The organism is Robertmurraya sp. FSL W8-0741 (assembly GCF_038004005.1).
GTDB lineage: Bacteria > Bacillota > Bacilli > Bacillales > Cytobacillaceae > Robertmurraya > Robertmurraya siralis.
Map to the genome: position 1 here is coordinate 1,435,095 of NZ_JBBOQG010000001.1, position 18,987 is coordinate 1,454,081.

Sequence of the window (18,987 nt, forward strand, 5' to 3'; positions counted from 1 at the left end):
ATTTATGAAGTGGCCGAAATGACCAAAAGAATATCATTTTCTTTAAGAATAAAAGGATGGGGAGGATTAATGATTGTTTCTCCCCCTCTTTTAACCCCGAATAAAAGAGAACCGTCTTTAAGCAGCTTTTCATTTGTTTCAATGAAGTTTTTTCCGATAAAAGCAGTTGGCGATTGAAATACAAAACGACTGCCGTTAAATTGTTCAAGCAACATCATGAGAGCATCGACTTTTTCGCTGGAATGAAGACAGCTTGTCATGACAGTACTCGTGATTAAATTGGTTTTAATCAATTCATCTGCCCCCGCACGAAGTGCGTTAACTGCTTGTTCAGAGGTTAATATTTCAGCTACTGTGTAGACAGTTGGATTCAAGCCTTTTATGGCTAATAAGGTTAAAATTGTATCCATATCTGCTTGAAGTTCATCTTTACTTTGATCTGCTGTAATGAGAACTTTTTTCGCATTATATATATTTGCCTTTTTCAGAATTTGATCACTATTTGCCCTTCCTTTAATAAAATGAACATGGTAATCAGAAAATGGATTGGATTGAAGTGTTTGGTCGATTAAAACAATTAAACCGCTCTTTCCACTATGTAAAAGCTTTTCAATGATTGTTTTTGAGCGTTCATTCCAACCGATAATCATTTTATGATCTTTTCCTTTAAACATTATTTTTCCCTCGATATAGTCATTTTGCTGCTTTACAGTAGATGATGCCAACGTAACAAAATAGGAAGATACAAACCCTACACCTAATAAAATTAGTAAAATTCCTATTATTTTTCCTAAAATCGTTTTTGGTACAAAATCTCCATAACCTACTGTTGAAGCGGTAATGATTGCCCACCAAATTCCATCAAAAAGAGTTGTGAATGTTTCAGGCTCTAATAAATAGGCAAACAAGCCGAAGGTGAGGAGGACGAATATAGCAATAAAAAGAAGACGTAAAAAGAAAGGCATCCTAATAAAGTGCGAAAAAAAATTATGTGACATAAATTTTTTCATCCCCAAAACTTTGTGATTTCATCTTTAGTTTGACCATTTTTTTCCAATGATAAACAAACAAAAAACTGTAGATCGCTGAATGATCTACAGTTTCGCTTGCTTTTATTCACTTTTTGCTGCTTGCAGGTCTAATGAAATTTTGATTTTATCTCCTACAAGAACACCGCCAGTTTCAAGTGCAGCGTTCCATGTAAGCCCAAATTCACTACGATTAATGCTGCCTTCTACAGCAAAACCGACTTTTTCATTTCCCCATGGATCTTTACCAGTTCCTCCGTAAGTGACTGTAAACGTTTGTGGCTTTGTTGTCTCTTTAATCGTTAAGTCACCAGTTACATCATATTCTCCATCATCTGTCTTTGTAATCGACGTAGCCTTGAAAGTCATTTTTGGAAAGTTTTCTACATCAAAGAAATCAGCTGAACGAAGGTGTGCATCACGATCATTATTGCGTGTATCAACACTAGCTGTATTGATTGTAAATTCGATGGATGCAGTTGTTAAGTCAGCTGGATCGGCCTCAATTGAAGCATCGAATTCATTAAAGGAACCTTTTACGTTTGCAAACATCATATGTTTTACTGAAAAGTCTACACTGCTATGTGCAGTGTCTAATGCCCATTTTGTTTTTGTCATTGATAAATCTCTCCTTTTTTGTATTATCTCAAATCAATTTATCTCAAATTCAAGATATTTTAACTTAAGATAAATTATATAAGCGAACAACATGATTGTCAATAATAAGAAATAAAAAAACCGATGATTTCATCCGAGAAGGAGCATTCTAATTAGTGAAGAGAGATTGCGAAAGGAATGATATATGTATGAATCAATCGCTCGGCTATTTAAAGGAAATTCTCTCAAATTACACAGATCGCTCTGATCTTTGTAAAGAAATCTATGCCATGATAAAGCGAAATGATTTTATATCGGAAGAATCCTTTGTTCAGGAGCTTACAAGTGAACAAATTGACTATTTAAATAAAATTTTGCCAGATGAAATAAATCATGCGAGAGAAGTAAACGATTCAAAAAGAGTCGAACAATTAAATGAAATATTTGAATTGCTCTATTAATGGAGCTTGCTCTGTCCGAATGGGTGCAAGATTTGGCGATTCACCAAGAGTATTATGCGTTTATTGTCCGAATAGAGGAAGCATCCGGACAAACAAACAGTTTATCAAGCATGTACGGTTCGAATAGATATCTTCCATTCGGGCTCTCCTGTTAATTTCCCTATTTTCTCCTTTCTCGAATAATAGTCGAAAAAATCAAGTAAAGACGTATATACCTCTTGTTTTCGATTACAAGGAAAGGTGTAAAAGTAATAAACATAAAAACGGGACAATGTTACTTGTCCCGTTTTTCACTATCCTCAACATAAGGTTCATGTTCATAGGCAGGCAAATCTCCAAATGATGTCATGATGCCTTCTTCGTCTAGCATTTCTTCGTAGCGCTCATGCTGCGGATTTGGATAAACAGTGATATTTTTGCCTTCTATATCATTGCCGACAAAATTCTCATAGTCTTCAACATAGCCGATGTTCTCTTCAGACTCAACATAAACATCATTATAATGATCTTCCACTTTGACAAAATCGGATGGTGTTTCAGAAGTTCCCCAGCTCTCTACCTCTTGCCACGCATCTTCAGCATCGAATGCGACGGTTTCATCTTGTTCATCCATGTCAAACTTGCCGAATGGTGGCATCAAAACGCCTTCTTCAATGGGGCGCTCATGGGAGGTAATTTGGTCAGGTGAATGCTCGATGCAATAGGTGGTGGTTGGTAATGCTTCCAAACGCTGCAGGGCAATTTCCTTTCCGCAAATTTCACACCTGCCGTATGTACCATGCTCGATTGCTTGAAGTGCCTTCGAAATGTCGCTTAATTCATTTCGGTAATGCTCACTAAGTGCGATATCTTTTTCTCGTTCATACAGTTCAGAGCCTTCATCAGCGGGATGATTATCGTAACTAGAAAGTTCGCCAACCGATTCATGATAATGTCCGTCGCGTAAATTAAGGTGGTCATTTGCCTCGTATCTATTTTCGAGATCCTTTTTTTGCCGTTCCAATTGCGATTTAAATGTTAAAAGCTGTTCATTTGATAGCATTTATAAGCAACCCTTTCACTTGCAGATCTATTTTCATCTTAGTATGATTCAATTCATTCATGTTCATACAAAAGATGAAGAAGCGAATAAAAATACAATAATAATTAGCGGGGTATCAATCGTATAAAAAAGAGAATTTGTAAGATGATCTGACAAGGAAAATTAATGGTTCGAAAAAAAGTTTACAGAAAAATGAAATGAATTTTCATAAATATTAATGAATAATTAGTTAATATGATGTTTGCAAGGGAGAATAAAGATAAACGTAAAAATTATTAGAAATTAAAGAAATGAAATTGAGATTATATGTAAATTAACCATTTTTCGTATTTTTTACTATTGTAAGAAAACTTTTGCAATGCTGTAAAAATTAATTATTCCGAAAAATAAAATAATAAAAATTCCTTCGTCGCCCGAAATTTAATCGAAAATTACAATTACTTTCATTTTTCCCTATATTGCAAAAATTAAAACGTGATAGTATACTTTTGCTAATCATTGCTATTCAGTTATTTTTTCTCCCTCTCTTTGAGGTGAAATTAGTGCAAAAGTCTTGTAGCAAGTAGAGGAAACCTAAAGATAAAGAATGATTGTACTTGCTTTTGTTCTCACCGAACGACATTGCGAAGGTTTAATCGATACAAATAATCCAAAGCTAAATAACCGAGAAGATATTAAGTTGAGGTGCAGTTAATGACACAAAAAACGTTATTGGATGTTAAAGGGCTAAAGACTTATTTTTATTTAGAAGGAAAAAGAGTTGCAAAAGCAGTAGATGGTGTTAACTTTTCTGTAAATTCAGGTGAAACTGTTGCCCTTGTTGGTGAATCGGGGAGTGGCAAGAGTATAACTTCTCTCTCCATTATGAAATTGATTGGAAAGCCAGGAAAAATAGAAGAGGGACAAATTTTATTTGATGGTAAAGATTTGGTGAATTTTACGGATAAACAAATGACGCAGGTTCGTGGCAGGGAGATTGGGATGATCTTTCAAGAGCCAATGACTGCGTTAAACCCCGTTTTTACAATTGGCAATCAAATAACTGAAACGCTTATAAGACATAAGAAGGTGTCAAAAGCGGAGGCAGATAAAAAGGCGATTGACTTATTAAAGCTTGTTGGATTTCCTCGAGCGGAAGAGACAATGAAGGAATACCCGCATCAGCTTTCTGGAGGAATGAGGCAACGGGCAATGATCGCAATTGCGATCTCATGTGATCCTAAGCTTTTGATTGCTGACGAGCCAACAACTGCTCTTGATGTAACAATACAAGCGCAAATTCTCGACATTATGGATGCGATGAAGAAGAAATTTAATATGGCTGTATTGCTCATAACTCACGATTTAGGGGTGGTTGCTGAGTATGCGGATCGGGTCATGGTCATGTACGGAGGACAAATCGTAGAGCAAACTACGGTGGAAAACCTTTTCTTAAATCCGAAGCATCCATATACAAATGGTTTGCTTGAAAGTTTGCCAAGCCTTGAAAAAGAGGTTGATAGATTAGGTGCGATTAAAGGAATGGTACCGGCTGCGCATGAGTTTCCGGCTGGCTGCAGATTTTCTGATCGTTGCCCACATGTGATGGATAAGTGTAGAGCGGCAAATCCTGAACTAGTAACTGTTGAGTCGGGTCATAATGTCCGATGCTATCTGTATGAATAAGGGGGCTAACTGGTGTCAGTAATAGAAAAGGAACTAAAAATAGAGACAAAAAATGATTTTATAGTAGAAGCAAAAAATTTAAAAAAATACTTTCCGATTAAAGGCGGGGTTCTCAAACGGACAGTTGGACATGTCAAAGCAGTCGATGATATTACTTTAAGTATTATACGAGGCGAAACTTTAGGGGTTGTTGGAGAATCGGGTTCAGGGAAATCGACATTAGGTCGTGTAATTCTTCGGTTGATGGAACCAACCGAAGGTCAAATTTTGTTTGAAAATGAAGATATTTCTCGATTGTCGAACCGGCAGCTACGTCCGTTTAGAAAGGATATGCAAATTGTATTTCAGGATCCGTTTGCGTCCCTTAATCCAAAGATGAATGTTCAAGAACTAATTGAAGAACCGCTTTTAGTACAAACATCTTTAAATAAGAACGAGAGAAGAGAAAAAGCGATTAGCCTTTTAGAGAAGGTAGGTTTAAGACCTGACTCTCGCTTAAAATATCCCCATGAGTTTTCAGGAGGTCAAAGGCAAAGAATTAGCATTGCTAGAGCGCTGGCATTAAATCCAAAGTTTATTATATGCGATGAACCAGTTTCAGCTTTAGACGTATCGATTCAGGCTCAAGTATTAAATTTAATGGCTGATCTACAAGATGAGTTTAATTTAACCTATTTATTTATTGCTCATGATTTAAGTGTCGTTAAACATATCAGTGATCGGGTAGCGGTTATGTATCTTGGGAGAATAGCAGAAATAGCACCTAAGAAAAATCTCTATGAAACTCCCTTACATCCATATACAGAGGCTTTATTATCAGCAGTTCCTTCAACGGATGTGCTCAATAAGCGTGAAAAAATTATTTTGAAAGGTGATCTTCCAAGTCCTTCTAATCCTCCATCCGGTTGCGCATTTAGAACGCGATGTCCTAAGGCACATGAAAGATGTGCTCTTGAGCGGCCAGAACTAATTAATGTAAGTGAAGGACACTATGTTGCTTGCCATTTGTATGAACAGTAGTTTTAATCGCTTTTTCCATATAAGGAGGTGGTGTACCCTAGGATTAAGCTAGTCTGTTGATTTTCCAAAATTTAAAAGGGGTGAATGAATTTGAAGTTTAAAAGAAGTTGGTTAATTTTACTTAGCTTTGTTCTCATGCTAGGTATTCTTGCTGCTTGCTCAGGAGGCAGTGATAATACTTCTACGGAGGGTGAGAAAGAAAACGAAGAGAAAGAAACAGGTCCTCAAATGGGAGGAACGGTTGTCGGTGCAATGGATACTGCGCCGTCAGGAAGCTTCAATCCAATTTTCTATGAAGAAGCCTATGAGGCAAACATTATTGAATTTGTGTATGAAGGACTAGTTTCGCAAAATAATTCGTTGGAGTTTGTTCCAAATCTTGCGAAAGAATGGAAATATAATGAGGATCATTCTGAAATTACTTTTACATTAGAAGAAAATGTAAAATGGCATGATGGTGAACCATTTACGGCACATGATGTCGTCTTTACTTATAAAACAATGTCTGATCCTGATTATATTGAAGCAGGTGGGGTACGTGCATCTGAATATGCTTCAAGACTTTTAGGATATAAAGAATATAGTGAAGGTCAAACAGATGAATTCCAAGGGGTAGTAGCAGAGGATGATCATACTGTAACATTTAAATTTGCTGAGCCAAATGTTATTGCTCTTTCAGATGCTAGCTTCAGCATTATTCCTGAGCATATCTTCAAGGATATCCCAGTAGCTGATATACCTGCAGCACCTGAATCCCGTGAGCCAGGAAAAGTGATCGGGACAGGACCATTCAAATTTACGGAAATGGTACAAGGTGAGCAATATGTTTTAGAAAAAAATGCTGATTATTGGCAAGGTGAACCATATCTTGACAGCGTTGTTTGGAAGGTTGTAGACCAAGCGGTTATTCTTGGTTTATTGGAAAATGGAGAAATTGATTTTGTTGCGGATCCAAATGGCTTCCAAGCAGCAGATTATGAAGCAGTTGCAGCAATGCAAAATGTAGAAATTATTGAGCAGCCTGACTTTGGTTATCAAATTATGGGAATGATGCATAATCATCGTGCGGCTGGAGATATGACATTAGATCCAAGTAAGTGGACTGTTAATGAAAACTTGAAGGATCCAAGAGTACGCCAAGCGATAGCTTATGCTATTGACCGTCAAGCGATTATTGATGGATTGCTTTATGGTAGAGGAATTGTTCAAAACTCTCCTATTGCTACACAATTCTGGGCTTATGATGATCAAAATCCACCAGCATATGAACATGATCAAGATAAAGCAAATCAACTTTTAGATGAGGCTGGTTATGTCGACGTAGATGGAGATGGTTTCCGCGAAGATCCGAATGGTGAAAAATGGGTCTTAAATCTTAACTACCCATTAGGAAACCAAATTCGTGAGCGTTCTGCTCCAATTATCGAAGAGTTTCTTGAAGAAGTTGGCATAAACATTGACCTTCGTCAGCCGAAGGAAGCTGCAGCTTATTTCGAAGATCTTGAGAAAAATTCACAAGATTGGGATCTATACTTAGTTGGTTGGTCACTAAGCAGTGGCGATCCAAGTCCTGAAGGATTATGGGGTTCAAAAGATTTTTATAACTACTCCCGTTGGAATAATCCAGAAGCTGACAAATTGTTAGCAGAGGCAGTCAAGCCACCTGAAGCCTTTGAGCAGGATTATCGCAAAGAAATTTACAGTAAATGGCAAGTGGAATTCGGAGAAGACTTACCTGCGTTAATTTTATATGCCGCAAACAGCCTTTGGGCACATAACTCACGCATGAAAGGAATTGACGTCTTACCATATCAATTCCACAATAATCCACATCTATGGTATGTAACTGAGTAAATTGCTTTTGCAGAAATATAGAAAAGAGCGTTCGGTATGACGCCACGCTCTTTTCTATTTGCGAAAGATTTATAAAAGGATGTAAAAACAGCTCTAGAATGGAGGGGGTACATTGTTTCAATATATCATCAGACGAATCCTTGTTTTCATCCCAATGCTCTTTGTTTTAACAGTCATTGTATTTGCACTCATGCAAGCAGCTCCTGGTGATGCTTTTACAGGAAGGATTGATCCGACAGTTGATCCGGAAGTGTACGAACAGCGAAGAGAAGCGCTAGGTTTAAATGATCCAATCCATATTCAATATTGGAATTGGATAAAGGGAGCTGTAGTTGGAGATTTTGGAGAATCTCTAATTTATAAAGGCAGGGCAGTATCCGATTTAATTGCAGAGCGATTTAGTAATACTTTGAATTTAGGGGTTATGACCTTAATTATTACCATAGTGGTGTCGATCCCGATTGGTATTTATTCTGCGCGACACCCTTATACACCTTTAGATTATGGAGCAACGGCATTTGGCTTTTTTGGACTAGCTACACCGAATTTCTTTTTTGGATTGGTGGCAATATACATTTTTTCCATTAAGCTCGGTTGGCTGCCTGCCCATGGAACGGTTTCAAAGCCAGGGATAGATGGATTTGAGTTATTTTTTGATAAAATAAGGCACCTTATTTTGCCGAGTATTACGCTAGGTCTAGCTGGTACGGCTTCTTATATGCGTTATATGCGTTCGGAAGTTCTTGATGTTTTGGGCAGTGACTATATTCGCACAGCGCGAGCAAAAGGAATGACGGAGAATACGGTTCTTTACAAACACACATTACGTAATGCATTGATACCGATTATTACACTACTTGGATTTGAAGTTGGGGTACTATTGGGTGGGGCTGTCATTACAGAAAGTGTCTTCCAATTTCCTGGACTTGGGACATTATTTATTACTTCTATAGGGAATCGTGATTATCCTGTGATTATGGCTATTAACTTAATGCTTGGTTTCTTTGTGTTACTTGGCAATTTATTAGCCGACATTTTCTATAGTATTGTTGACCCAAGAATCCGCTACGATTGAGGTGAAATCAATGGAACTTAAACCACAGGAAACGACAAGCACAGGCCCGGAATTGAATAAGAACACAGTGGAAAAAGGCATGAGTCCTCATCGAATTGCGTTGAAACGTTTCATGAAAAATAAGCTAGCTGTGGCGAGTGTTGTGATTCTGCTTATCATCATTATTGCTGTTCTTTGTGCGCCGCTTTTCACAGATCATAATCCAACAAAATCGAACTTGACCATGATTGAACGATCCCCGAGTGCTGAACATCCATTAGGGAATGACAGCTCCGGTCGAGATAACTTAGCTCGCCTATTATATGGAGGTCGCATTTCTTTAATAGTCGGCTTTAGTGCCATGGTTTTTACGCTAGTAATTGGAGTAACTTTAGGTTCTATTGCAGGATATTATGGTGGCAAAGTAGATGCAATTATTATGCGCGCTACGGATTTAATGCTGATGCTTCCTTTTTTAGTGCTCTGTCTTACAGTTGTCGCTATTCTTGAAAAGGTAACCGTTGGAATACTTGTTATGATCATTGCCTTCACCTCGTGGCCAAACTTAACAAGGATTATACGGGGGACGTTTTTAACACTAAGAGAACAGGAATTTATACTTGGTGCCAAGGCAATTGGTGTTAGTGATATTAGAATTATTTTTAAACATTTTATTCCAAACGCAATCGGTCCAATAGTGGTAAATGCAACGTTAATGATGGCAACGTATATTATTGTTGAGTCTGCTCTTAGCTTTATCGGATTTGGAATTCCACAGCCGACACCAAGCTGGGGCAACATGATATCTGAAGCGCAGAGCATCAGAATTTTGAGAAATAGTCCTGAAGCATGGATTCCACCGGGACTTGCAATTCTTATGACAGTGCTTTGCATAAACTTTATCGGAGACGGACTTCGCGATGCTTTTGATCCGAAAAGTAATAGACGTTGATAAAAATAACCTACTGACTAAAAAATCAGTAGGTTAAATTTATGCTTTGAAGCTAGTAATAGGTGATACAACATGCATATACGTTATTAAACGAGATTTGACCATTCAGAATATAAGCCGCTTCCGTTGCAGCCAGGGCAATCGTATGGATTGCTTAAATAAACAAACTCATTTGCAGGATAGATTAAGAAGCCTCTGCCATAACACTCCGGACATTTGTTTTCATCTTTCATTTTCGAAACGTGTTTTTCATAGCGAGAATTTTTCCACTCATTAAATGCCTCAAGCAGTCCCATTGTTTATCACCTCAATTCTTTAAAATTTCGCTATAAAGATGATGATTTTGACTTGTTTCCAGATAAAAAGCGATTATTTTGAGAACTGTCTCGTACAGGTTATTATGTTAGCTAGCTTCAGATTCTCTCATTTCGTTAAGCCAAATCTACACCTGTACACAAATGTCATCGAAAAAACCAACTTTTTCAATTTGTACAGTGGAAGCCACGGGAAAGATTCAAACATTAATGGTTTTGCAGATATAAACACCATTATTATGAAATAAGCTAAAAGTTTGTTTAATATAGCTTATGTTTTGTTATTTTGGTAAATTTTATACACACAACTTTTACAATTATTTTTTGTTATCGATTAGAGCAAACTGGGCAGTTTTTCAACAAACATTTTTAAAAGGTTGTGATAACGTCAAAAAAGGTGAATTTAGTTATACAATTGTACTATAACAGAAGTTGTATTTATATTTATTATATGAAAAAAAAGAGTAATCGGAACTATTTTTTGATTTTTTTATAAATTCTAAAAAGTCTTGATTATTAAATGCTACCATGATTTAATAGGAACAGATAAACATATCTGATATGTGATGTCTGAAAAGAGTAAAGGAAGAGAGGAGGATATTAAGATGAAAGTTGAGAAAATCTCCATAAAAAAGGTTTCAGAATCTGTTGTAGAACAAATAGAGGACATGATTGTAAACGGTTCCATTCGTTCTGGAGAAAAGCTTCCTTCTGTCAGGGAACTATGTGAGATGTTTGGCGTAGGGAGATCAGCGATTCGTGATGCGATTATTACATTGAAAGGAAAGGGGATTGTTGATGTAAAGCAAGGAGAAGGAACGTATATTTGCCATTTTGATTCGAAAAAATTATTTAACTTGTCTTTAATTCATCCAGAGTCAAATGATGCGCAGGAGCTGTTTCAAGTCCGTAAGCTGTTGGAGCCGGGAATTGCAGAAATGGCGGCACTTTATCGAACAAAACAGCAAATCGCCGAACTAGAGAAATTTTTCAATCAAAAGTCGTCATCTGGCTGGGAAGAGGACTATCAATTCCATATGACGATCGCAAAGGCATCTGCAAATCAAATAATCTATCAATTTATGCAATTTATCTCAACCACTACGAAAAGGCATATGAGTGACTTCCACCATTTTATACAACAAAACGACCTCATTAATGAAAGAATCACCCAACAGCATAAGGAAATTTTTACCGCTATAGACAATTCGGCCCCTCATGAGGCAAAAGAAAAAATGACTGAACATTTGGAATATGTGGAGAAAATAATGAAAAACAGTTTATGGAAAGATTAAAAAGATTATGCTCGGAGAAGGAGAGGGATGAATTGATTACTTCAAATCTACTAAATGACCTCCAAATGTTTGTAAGTAGTGAAAGGATTGTGAAAGCTCAAAATGGAGATGATTTTTTAGGAAACAGCGGAAGGATCGTTGTTAAGCCTGAATCAGAAGAAGAAATAACCAAGATATTACAATATGCGAATCTTCATAATCGAAAAATTTCGATCGTTGCCGGTGGAACGAAGCGTGGTTTTGGAGGTACAACAGAGGCAGAGGATATTGGTGTCTCACTTGAAAATTTTAAAGGAATTACTGAACACGCAGTTGGAGATATGACGTTAACCGTCAAATCAGGAACTCCTTTTAAAGAGCTTCAGGCCTATTTAGCGCAATATAATCAAAAAATTTCTTTGGATCCTTTTTATCCAGAGCGCGCAACAATTGGTGGTATTATTGCTGCAAATGACAGTGGACCGAAACGCTTAGGTTACGGTTCGGCAAGGGATGCAGTGATCGGATTACGAATCGCTTACCCAGATGGATCGGTGATTCGCTCAGGGGGAAAAGTAGTAAAAAATGTGGCAGGCTATGATATGAATAAACTTTTTATCGGCTCTATGGGGACGATCGGTGTGTTAACAGAGGTAACATTAAAGCTGCGTCCACTTCCGCAATATGAAAGCGTTATCTTGCTTGCGTTTCCAGATGGCCATCATGAGTGGCTGAAGAGCTTTGCAGCTGAACTTCTTGACTCGATGATGGAGCCGATTGCTCTTGAATTATTAAGTCCAACCTTGTCCGAGGACCTTACAGGACACAGAAATTATACAGTTGCCATTAGTTTTGAAGATGTAGAAACATCCGTTCACTATCAAGAGGAATTTGTAAAGAAAATAAGCCCCCCATCTGTAAACGTCAGCATACTGGAAAAAGAAAAAGCTTGTCAGTTTTGGGAGCAGTTTTACAATATTGGTCCTAAAGTGACAGAAACAAAAGAGACTGAAGCAACACTAAAAATGGGTGTCGTCAACTTAGATGTTATCCGTGTGATTCAGGAATGTGAATATATGAGTGATGTCCATCATTTGAAAATTGAAGGGCATGGGGGATTAGGTCATGGTTTGTGTCATGTGCATTTGTCTGGAGCGGCTGAGGATGTAAAAACAGCGATTGGGCAATTACGGAAGCTAGCTACTGAATTAAATGGCTATGCTGTTTTGAAATATTTACCGTTAAAACTTCGTCAAGAAATCACTGTATGGGGAGAACGACCTTCCTATTTCTTTTGGTTAGAGGGCATAAAAGAAAAAATAGATCCTAAAAAAATACTGAATCCGGGCCGGTTTGTGGGAGGGATATAAATTGAGTTTAAGAGAAACTGAACTGAAAGGTGAGCCGACTTGTCATACGAACTCTTTAAGTAATTATTTATGGAGTGATCCACCAGATGAACATAAATGGGCTGATTGTGTCCATTGTGGCTTATGTTTAGAAGCATGCCCAACTTATGAACAGACTGGTCAGGAACAGCATTCACCACGAGGTCGAGTACATTTGATTAAATCAGTGGCGGAAGGAAAATTAGTGGTTGATGATGACTTTGCGGACCCTGTATTCGTTTGTTTGGATTGCCGTGCTTGTACAACAGCCTGCCCAGCTGATGTGGACGTAGGAGGCTTAATTGAAGAAGCAAGGGGACAGGTTCGTCAGGCGATGCCTTTAAAAGGCTGGAGAGGAATGACAAGCAAATTTTTATTAGAAGGGCTGTTCCCACACCAAAGTCGTCTCCACTCGTTGGGGAGTCTGCTCAAATTTTACCAGAAGAGTGGGGTGCAAAAGGTTGTCAGAAAAACAGGTTTAATCAATATTATGCCGAAGCATCTAGTAGAAATGGAAGCCATTATGCCAGCGATTGGCACACCTGTACAAAAAAAATATAAGGAGCAAAAAGTCATTAAGGCCAAAGGAGAGACAAAACGAGAAGTTGCGATGTTAACGGGCTGTATAATGGATGTCATGTTTAGTGATATTAATCAATCGACGATTAATGTGTTAACGAGAAATGGCAACGATGTGAGCATTCCAAAAAATCAAACATGCTGTGGAGCTCTTCATGTCCATGCAGGAGATCGTGAGACAGGGAGAAAGTTAGCAAAGCAAAATATAGAAGCTTTCAACGCTGCGGAGAAGGTGATTACGAATGCGGCGGGTTGTGGATGTATGCTAAAAGAATATCCTGAACTGTTTCGTGAAGAACCTGAATGGCGTGAAAAAGCGGAAGAATTTGCGCAAAAAGTAGAGGATATTTCAAAATATTTATACGATACAGGGTATGAGAAGCCAAAAGTGGAATTAAAAACGCGGATTACGTACCATGATGCGTGTCACCTTGCTCACGGTCAAGGTGTTCGTGAACAACCGAGGGATTTGTTAATCAATATTCCAGGAGTAGAAATGGTCCATATGCCGAATGCTGACCGCTGCTGTGGAAGTGCCGGGGTCTATAACATTACTAATCCTGAAATGGCGGGAGCGGTGTTAGAAAGTAAAATGGAACATGTTCCTGAGGATGTTGAAATGATTTCAATGGGAAATCCAGGTTGTATGCTGCAAATGGCAGTGGGAGTCGAGAAATACGGAAGAAACCAGAAAATTGTTCACACCGTTCAATTGCTCGACTTGGCCTACCAAAAAGAAGACGAGAAAGAGAGGGGAAACAATGGTGAAAAAGAGCATGCAAACGATTGACAAAGATATTATGAATCTAGCAAAAATAGTCGGTGAAAAAGAGATTTTATTTAATCAAGCTGATTTGCTTGCTTATGATTGTGATGGCTTCACGCTTCATAAGCATCTCCCAAAGGCAGTAGTTTTTCCAAACAGCACAAAAGAGGTTGCTGAAGTGGTCAAATATTGCAATGCGAATCAATTGCCTTTTCTAGCCCGTGGTGCAGGGACCGGTTTAAGTGGAGGAGCCATACCGTTAAATGGGGAAGTAATCATTAGTTTAGTTAAAATGAAACGGCTGTTAAGTGTGGACTTGGAAAACAGGCGCGCCGTTGTTGAACCTGGTTTTGTAAATCTTAAATTAACGAATTCAATAGCCGATAAAGGCTATTACTATGCACCGGACCCTTCTAGCCAATATGCCTGTACGATTGGCGGCAATGTTGCGGAAAATGCTGGTGGGGCCCATTGTTTAAAGTATGGCGTCACAACGAACCATATTTTGGGACTAGAGGTTGTCATGCCAAGCGGAGAAATTATTGATATTAGTACAAATGGTGTTCTTGATCTTCCTGGTTATGATCTATTGGGGCTTTTGACCGGTTCAGAAGGTACTCTAGGAATCGTCACAAAAATTACGGTTCGAATTTTGAAAAATCCAGAAGCAAAGCAAACGGTTCTTGCTTATTTTGATAAGGTCGAAGACGGGAGTCAAGCAGTATCTGATATTATTTCTTCAGGAATTGTCCCTGCTGCTCTTGAAATGATGGATAAGATTGCAATTGAAGGAGTGGAGTCGGCAGCGTTTCCAGTTGGTCACCCAAAGGATATAGAAGCTTTGTTATTAATTGAAGTAGATGGGATTTCGGTCGGAATCACGGAGCAGATCAAACAAATTCTTGAGGTTTGTAAGACACGTAATGTGCGGGAGGTAAAGGTGGCTCAAAGCGAAGAAGAACGGGGGAGATGGTGGGCGAATCGTAAAACAGGATTTGGTGCGATGGGAGCCATCTCTCCTGATTATCTTGTTCAGGATGGGGTCATTCCACGGAGCCGATTACCTGAGGTTCTTGCGCGAATTAATAAAATAAGTGAAGAGAGCGGATTAAGAATCGCTAATATTTTCCATGCCGGAGATGGAAATTTACACCCGCTCGTTCTTTTTGACGCAAGACAGCCTGGCCAAACAGAGAAAGCATTAGCTGCAGGAAGTGAGTGTCTGCGAGTTTGTGCTGATGTAGGTGGTACAATTACGGGGGAACATGGTGTCGGAATCGAAAAAAGAGAAGAAATGCGTTTTGTGTTTACGGAGCGGGAAATCGCGGCACAGACCGATATTCGAGATGTATTCAATCCTCATAATTTATTAAATGCCGGTAAATTGTTTCCATCTCCAGGTCGTTGTGCTGAGGTCAAAAAAGAAATGAAGAACGGAAGAGAGGCCTTTGCCTAATGGTAAAAATAATTTGTTCAGGGAGGTTTTTCGATGTGGAGAAGGTCGTTATTATGCGATTATGAATGCAACGTAGGCAAAGAGATAAAATTTTTAGAAAATTATTGAAAGATGTTTTTCCCCGTGATATTATTTTTTTAGAGAAAATATGAAACGATGTTTCGTAATAACAAACAAAAAAGGAGATGTACAAATGTCTGAATATGTAAAAATTGGGAATCTAAAGGTTGCGCAAGTTCTTGCTAATTTCATTAATAAGGAAGCGCTGCCAGAAAGTCAGGTTGAGGAGGGCGCTTTTTGGGAAGGTTTCGAAAAGCTCATTATTGATTTGGCCCCAAGGAATAAAGAATTGCTTGCCAAACGTGAGGAAATTCAAGAAAAGCTCCATGCATGGCATAAAGAAAATCAAGAGTTTAAATTTGAACAATACAAAAGCTTTTTAGAGGAAATCGGTTATCTAGAACAAGAGGTCGAAGACTATAAAGTAGCAACAAATCATGTAGATGATGAAGTTGCTTTGCAGCCTGGCCCACAATTAGTCGTTCCTGTCGATAATGCCCGATACGCCTTAAATGCTGCAAATGCCCGGTGGGGAAGCTTATATGACGCCCTTTATGGAACCGATGTCATTAGTGAGGAAGGCGGAGCTGAGCGCAGTGGGGGTTACAACCCGATTAGGGGGCAAAAGGTGATTCAGTTTGCGAGAAAATTCCTCGATAAAGCAGCATCTCTTTCTAATGCTTCGCATGAGGAGGTAGTGAAATATGCAGTGGTGGATGGCAGATTGGCTGTAACGCTGGAAGATGGAAGAACGACTGGATTAGTTGATCCGTCAAAGCTTGTTGGTTATCAAGGAAGCACTGAAGCACCGTCTGCTATCCTTTTAAAAAATAATCGACTTCATTTTGAAATCCAGATCGACCCTCAATCTCCAATCGGAAAGTCTGATAAAGCCGGTGTAAAAGATGTGCTTATGGAAGCAGCTTTAACGACGATTATGGACTGTGAGGACTCAGTGGCAGCAGTCGATGCAGAAGACAAGACGCATGTTTATCGCAACTGGCTTGGTTTAATGCGAGGGGATTTAACCGCTACGTTCAAAAAAGGTGAAAAAACCATCACTCGTTCTTTGAATCCAGATCGTTTTTATACTTCTCCAACTGGTGAGGAAATGGCATTAAATGGTCGCTCCATCATGTTTACAAGAAATGTTGGCCATCTTATGACGACAAATGCCATTTTGGGGCCCAGTGGCGAAGAGATCCCAGAAGGTATGATGGATACGGTTATTACAAGTTTAATAGGGAAGCATACGCTATTAGGCAATGGGAAGTATCAGAATAGCGCTAAAGGTTCCATCTATATCGTCAAGCCCAAAATGCATGGATCAGATGAAGTAGCATTCGCAAATGAGCTTTTTGATCGAGTTGAGGATCTGCTTGGACTTGAGCGAAATACATTAAAAATTGGTGTTATGGATGAGGAAAGAAGGACTTCCATTAATTTGAAGAACGCGATCAGTAAAGTCAAAGAACGAATTGTCTTCATAAATACTGGATTTCTTGATCGAACCGGAGACGAAATGCATACTTCTATGGAAGCAGGTGCAATGATTCGTAAAAATGATATGAAGTCAACGGCGTGGCTGCAGGGCTATGAGAATTCCAACGTAAATGTCGGATTATCGGTTGGTTTTCAAGGCCGTGCCCAAATTGGGAAAGGTATGTGGGCAATCCCTGATCTAATGGCAGAGATGATTAAGCAAAAGGTCGTACATCCTAAATCGGGTGCAAATACAGCGTGGGTTCCGTCCCCAACCGCAGCAACTTTGCATGCCCTTCATTATCATGAGGTTGATGTCATAGCTGTTCAAAACAAGCTCTTAAAAGAAGAAGCGGCAGATTATCGCAATGATATTTTACAAATTCCAGTCGTTGAAAATCCAGCATGGACACCAGAGGAAATTCAACAAGAGCTTGATAATAATGCACAAGGTATTTTAGGATATGTCGTCCGTTGGGTTGAGCAAGGAGTTGGCTGTTCAAAGGTTCCCGATATTAATAATATTGGGTTGATGGAGGATCGGGCGACATTGCGGATTTCAAGTCAGCATATGGCGAACTGGCTACATCATGGGATTGTAACAGAAGAACAGGTTTTAGAGACGCTGAAGCGTATGGCAAAAGTTGTTGATGAACAAAACGCTGGTGATGCGAACTATCGTCCAATGTCCGCTAACTATGATGATTCAGTCGCCTTCCAAGCAGCATGTGATTTGGTCTTTAAAGGATATGAACAGCCAAGCGGTTATACGGAGCCTATTTTACATCGCCGTCGTGCAGAATTTAAGGCAAAAATCAAAGTTGGAAGTTAAGTAATTGACTTTAAAGAGGGCATTCATCATTGAAAGGAATGCCTCTTTTTCTTAGGGAAAGGAGCTACTTTTAGCCGCTTTGGGTGAGACGTATGAAGAATCGATGCACAGCAATTTTTTGACAGAGAAAATCATCCACCTGCATAAAAAATTGCAGCAGCACTTTTTTAACCTAGGATTTGTTATATGTCGGTGTTGGTTTTTGACTTATTTTCTCAACCTTTCAGGATGATTGAAAGACGTGTGAAACCAAGGTTTCCCACGAAAAGCGCCAAAAATCGTTTTCTCAACAATATGGTTTAACAAAACCTAAACTTAAAGTTTTACCGAGAGGAGTGGAACAATGAAATTTACACGCTTTACAGTGGACACTATTGAGTATAAAGGGGTGCTGGTTGAAGACGGCATAAGAGAAATAAAAGGAAATATATTTGCAGACTGGGAATATACAGGAAAGGTTTTTTCAATGGATGAAGTAAAGCTTTTAGCCCCACTCGCTCCCAATCAAATAATTGGGATTGGCGCCAATTATGTAGCAAGTCCTGATGAACGACCGAACGAACTGCCTGAAATTCCTGTTTTCTTTTTTAAACCAATTTCCTCAGTCATTGGTCCAGAGGATGAGATTATCATTCCAGCAGGCTGCGATACTGTAAAATTTGAATCTGAACTTGCCGCTGTGATCGGAAGAAAAGCTAAAAATATTTCAGAAGAACAGGTCTTTGATTATGTGTTTGGCTATACTGTTGGAAATGATGTCACAGCTCCTGCCTATTTTCATGAAACAGGTCATTGGACAATTGGAAAATCGTTTGACACCTTTACTCCATTGGGACCGTTCATTGAAACCGAAATCGATCCATTATCAATAAGAGTGAAATCGAGATTGAACGGGGAAGAAAAACAAAATAGCGGTCAAGAATTAATGATAATATCCACCGCAAAAATGATTTCTTATCTTTCTCATGTTATGACGCTGCAGCCTGGGGATGTGATTTTAACTGGCAGTCCTGTAGGAGCAGAGTTTGTTCGTGCTGGAGATGTGATAGAATGTGATATAGAGGGGATTGGCATATTGAGGAATTCTTTTGTGAAAGAAGCGGTGTCCGTCGATCGCTAAGTCATGTAATAATGGCTCTTTTTCCTTTTTGAAAAGGAGCCAT

The 18,987-nt window shown here is 38.8% G+C and carries 16 protein-coding genes; 12 read left to right on the forward strand and 4 right to left on the reverse strand.

Annotation, left to right across the window (positions count from 1 at the left end):
- Positions 1 to 2: 2 nt before the first annotated feature.
- Positions 3 to 998: a potassium channel family protein gene (locus NST02_RS06940; RefSeq protein WP_095314339.1), complete on the reverse strand. Its 996-nt coding sequence runs from the start codon at positions 996 to 998 to the stop codon at positions 3 to 5.
- A gap of 114 nt (positions 999 to 1,112) precedes the next feature.
- A complete protein-coding gene (locus tag NST02_RS06945) occupies positions 1,113 to 1,646 on the reverse strand; it encodes a YceI family protein (RefSeq protein WP_095314341.1) in 534 nt (177 codons plus the stop codon).
- Between the two features lie 155 nt (positions 1,647 to 1,801).
- Here NST02_RS06945 and NST02_RS06950 point away from each other — a divergent pair, with 155 nt between their 5' ends.
- Positions 1,802 to 2,086 carry a sigma-G-dependent sporulation-specific acid-soluble spore protein CsgA gene (locus NST02_RS06950; RefSeq protein WP_235879452.1) on the forward strand — a complete coding sequence of 95 codons (285 nt, stop codon included), beginning with the start codon at positions 1,802 to 1,804 and terminating at the stop codon, positions 2,084 to 2,086.
- A gap of 274 nt (positions 2,087 to 2,360) precedes the next feature.
- On the opposite strand, the gene NST02_RS06955 is transcribed toward NST02_RS06950, so the two are convergent.
- The gene (locus tag NST02_RS06955; protein ID WP_095314345.1) at positions 2,361 to 3,128 is read right to left on the reverse strand and encodes a TraR/DksA C4-type zinc finger protein; all 768 of its coding nucleotides are present in this window, start codon (positions 3,126 to 3,128) and stop codon (positions 2,361 to 2,363) included.
- 693 nt (positions 3,129 to 3,821) lie between these two features.
- On the opposite strand from NST02_RS06955, the gene NST02_RS06960 reads away from it, so the two are divergent.
- The 5 genes from NST02_RS06960 to opp4C all read left to right on the forward strand — a co-directional run bounded on the left by NST02_RS06960 (position 3,822) and on the right by opp4C (position 9,673).
- Entirely contained in the window at positions 3,822 to 4,793 is a 972-nt protein-coding gene (locus tag NST02_RS06960) for an ABC transporter ATP-binding protein (RefSeq protein ID WP_095314347.1), read from the forward strand.
- 12 nt (positions 4,794 to 4,805) lie between these two features.
- Positions 4,806 to 5,813, forward strand: a complete 1,008-nt coding sequence (locus NST02_RS06965; RefSeq protein WP_095314349.1) for an ABC transporter ATP-binding protein — start codon at positions 4,806 to 4,808, stop codon at positions 5,811 to 5,813.
- Between the two features lie 84 nt (positions 5,814 to 5,897).
- Complete coding sequence (locus NST02_RS06970) at positions 5,898 to 7,667, forward strand: peptide-binding protein (RefSeq protein WP_095314351.1); 1,770 nt, start codon at positions 5,898 to 5,900, stop codon at positions 7,665 to 7,667.
- Between the two features lie 112 nt (positions 7,668 to 7,779).
- Entirely contained in the window at positions 7,780 to 8,742 is a 963-nt protein-coding gene (locus tag NST02_RS06975; protein ID WP_095314353.1) for an ABC transporter permease, read from the forward strand.
- Positions 8,743 to 8,752: 10 nt separating this feature from the next.
- Positions 8,753 to 9,673, forward strand: a complete 921-nt coding sequence (gene opp4C / locus NST02_RS06980; protein ID WP_095314355.1) for an oligopeptide ABC transporter permease — start codon at positions 8,753 to 8,755, stop codon at positions 9,671 to 9,673.
- A gap of 86 nt (positions 9,674 to 9,759) precedes the next feature.
- Here opp4C and NST02_RS06985 read toward each other — a convergent pair whose 3' ends face one another.
- The gene (locus NST02_RS06985; protein ID WP_095314357.1) at positions 9,760 to 9,969 is read right to left on the reverse strand and encodes a methionine aminopeptidase; all 210 of its coding nucleotides are present in this window, start codon (positions 9,967 to 9,969) and stop codon (positions 9,760 to 9,762) included.
- A gap of 623 nt (positions 9,970 to 10,592) precedes the next feature.
- Between NST02_RS06985 and NST02_RS06990 the strand changes: the two genes are divergently transcribed.
- From NST02_RS06990 to NST02_RS07015, 6 genes are all read left to right on the forward strand, one after another.
- A complete protein-coding gene (locus NST02_RS06990; protein ID WP_340948560.1) occupies positions 10,593 to 11,282 on the forward strand; it encodes a FadR/GntR family transcriptional regulator in 690 nt (229 codons plus the stop codon).
- 32 nt (positions 11,283 to 11,314) lie between these two features.
- Positions 11,315 to 12,631, forward strand: a complete 1,317-nt coding sequence (locus NST02_RS06995; RefSeq protein ID WP_340948561.1) for an FAD-binding oxidoreductase — start codon at positions 11,315 to 11,317, stop codon at positions 12,629 to 12,631.
- Between the two features lies 1 nt (position 12,632).
- Positions 12,633 to 14,018, forward strand: coding sequence for a (Fe-S)-binding protein (locus NST02_RS07000; protein WP_137743719.1), 1,386 nt, complete (start codon positions 12,633 to 12,635; stop codon positions 14,016 to 14,018).
- Positions 13,990 to 15,450, forward strand: coding sequence for an FAD-binding oxidoreductase (locus NST02_RS07005; protein WP_340948562.1), 1,461 nt, complete (start codon positions 13,990 to 13,992; stop codon positions 15,448 to 15,450). Before NST02_RS07000 ends, NST02_RS07005 begins: the two co-directional genes overlap by 29 nt.
- A gap of 193 nt (positions 15,451 to 15,643) precedes the next feature.
- Positions 15,644 to 17,824 (forward strand): malate synthase G, encoded by a 2,181-nt coding sequence (locus NST02_RS07010; protein WP_340948563.1) that lies wholly within the window; start codon positions 15,644 to 15,646, stop codon positions 17,822 to 17,824.
- A 343-nt stretch (positions 17,825 to 18,167) separates the two neighbouring features.
- The gene (locus NST02_RS07015; protein WP_095314366.1) at positions 18,168 to 18,944 is read left to right on the forward strand and encodes a fumarylacetoacetate hydrolase family protein; all 777 of its coding nucleotides are present in this window, start codon (positions 18,168 to 18,170) and stop codon (positions 18,942 to 18,944) included.
- Positions 18,945 to 18,987: the final 43 nt, after the last annotated feature.

What these genes read in the sequence shown, in the direction of transcription:
- NST02_RS06940 (WP_095314339.1), bottom strand. Translation starts at nt 998, where the DNA reads ATGTCACATAATTTTTTTTCGCACTTTATTAGGATGCCTTTCTTTTTA.
- NST02_RS06945 (WP_095314341.1), bottom strand. Translation starts at nt 1,646, where the DNA reads ATGACAAAAACAAAATGGGCATTAGACACTGCACATAGCAGTGTAGAC.
- NST02_RS06955 (WP_095314345.1), bottom strand. Translation starts at nt 3,128, where the DNA reads ATGCTATCAAATGAACAGCTTTTAACATTTAAATCGCAATTGGAACGG.
- NST02_RS06960 (WP_095314347.1), top strand. Translation starts at nt 3,822, where the DNA reads ATGACACAAAAAACGTTATTGGATGTTAAAGGGCTAAAGACTTATTTT.
- NST02_RS06970 (WP_095314351.1), top strand. Translation starts at nt 5,898, where the DNA reads ATGAATTTGAAGTTTAAAAGAAGTTGGTTAATTTTACTTAGCTTTGTT.
- opp4C (WP_095314355.1), top strand. Translation starts at nt 8,753, where the DNA reads ATGGAACTTAAACCACAGGAAACGACAAGCACAGGCCCGGAATTGAAT.
- NST02_RS06985 (WP_095314357.1), bottom strand. Translation starts at nt 9,969, where the DNA reads ATGGGACTGCTTGAGGCATTTAATGAGTGGAAAAATTCTCGCTATGAA.
- NST02_RS06990 (WP_340948560.1), top strand. Translation starts at nt 10,593, where the DNA reads ATGAAAGTTGAGAAAATCTCCATAAAAAAGGTTTCAGAATCTGTTGTA.
- NST02_RS07005 (WP_340948562.1), top strand. Translation starts at nt 13,990, where the DNA reads ATGGTGAAAAAGAGCATGCAAACGATTGACAAAGATATTATGAATCTA.
- NST02_RS07010 (WP_340948563.1), top strand. Translation starts at nt 15,644, where the DNA reads ATGTCTGAATATGTAAAAATTGGGAATCTAAAGGTTGCGCAAGTTCTT.
- NST02_RS07015 (WP_095314366.1), top strand. Translation starts at nt 18,168, where the DNA reads ATGAAATTTACACGCTTTACAGTGGACACTATTGAGTATAAAGGGGTG.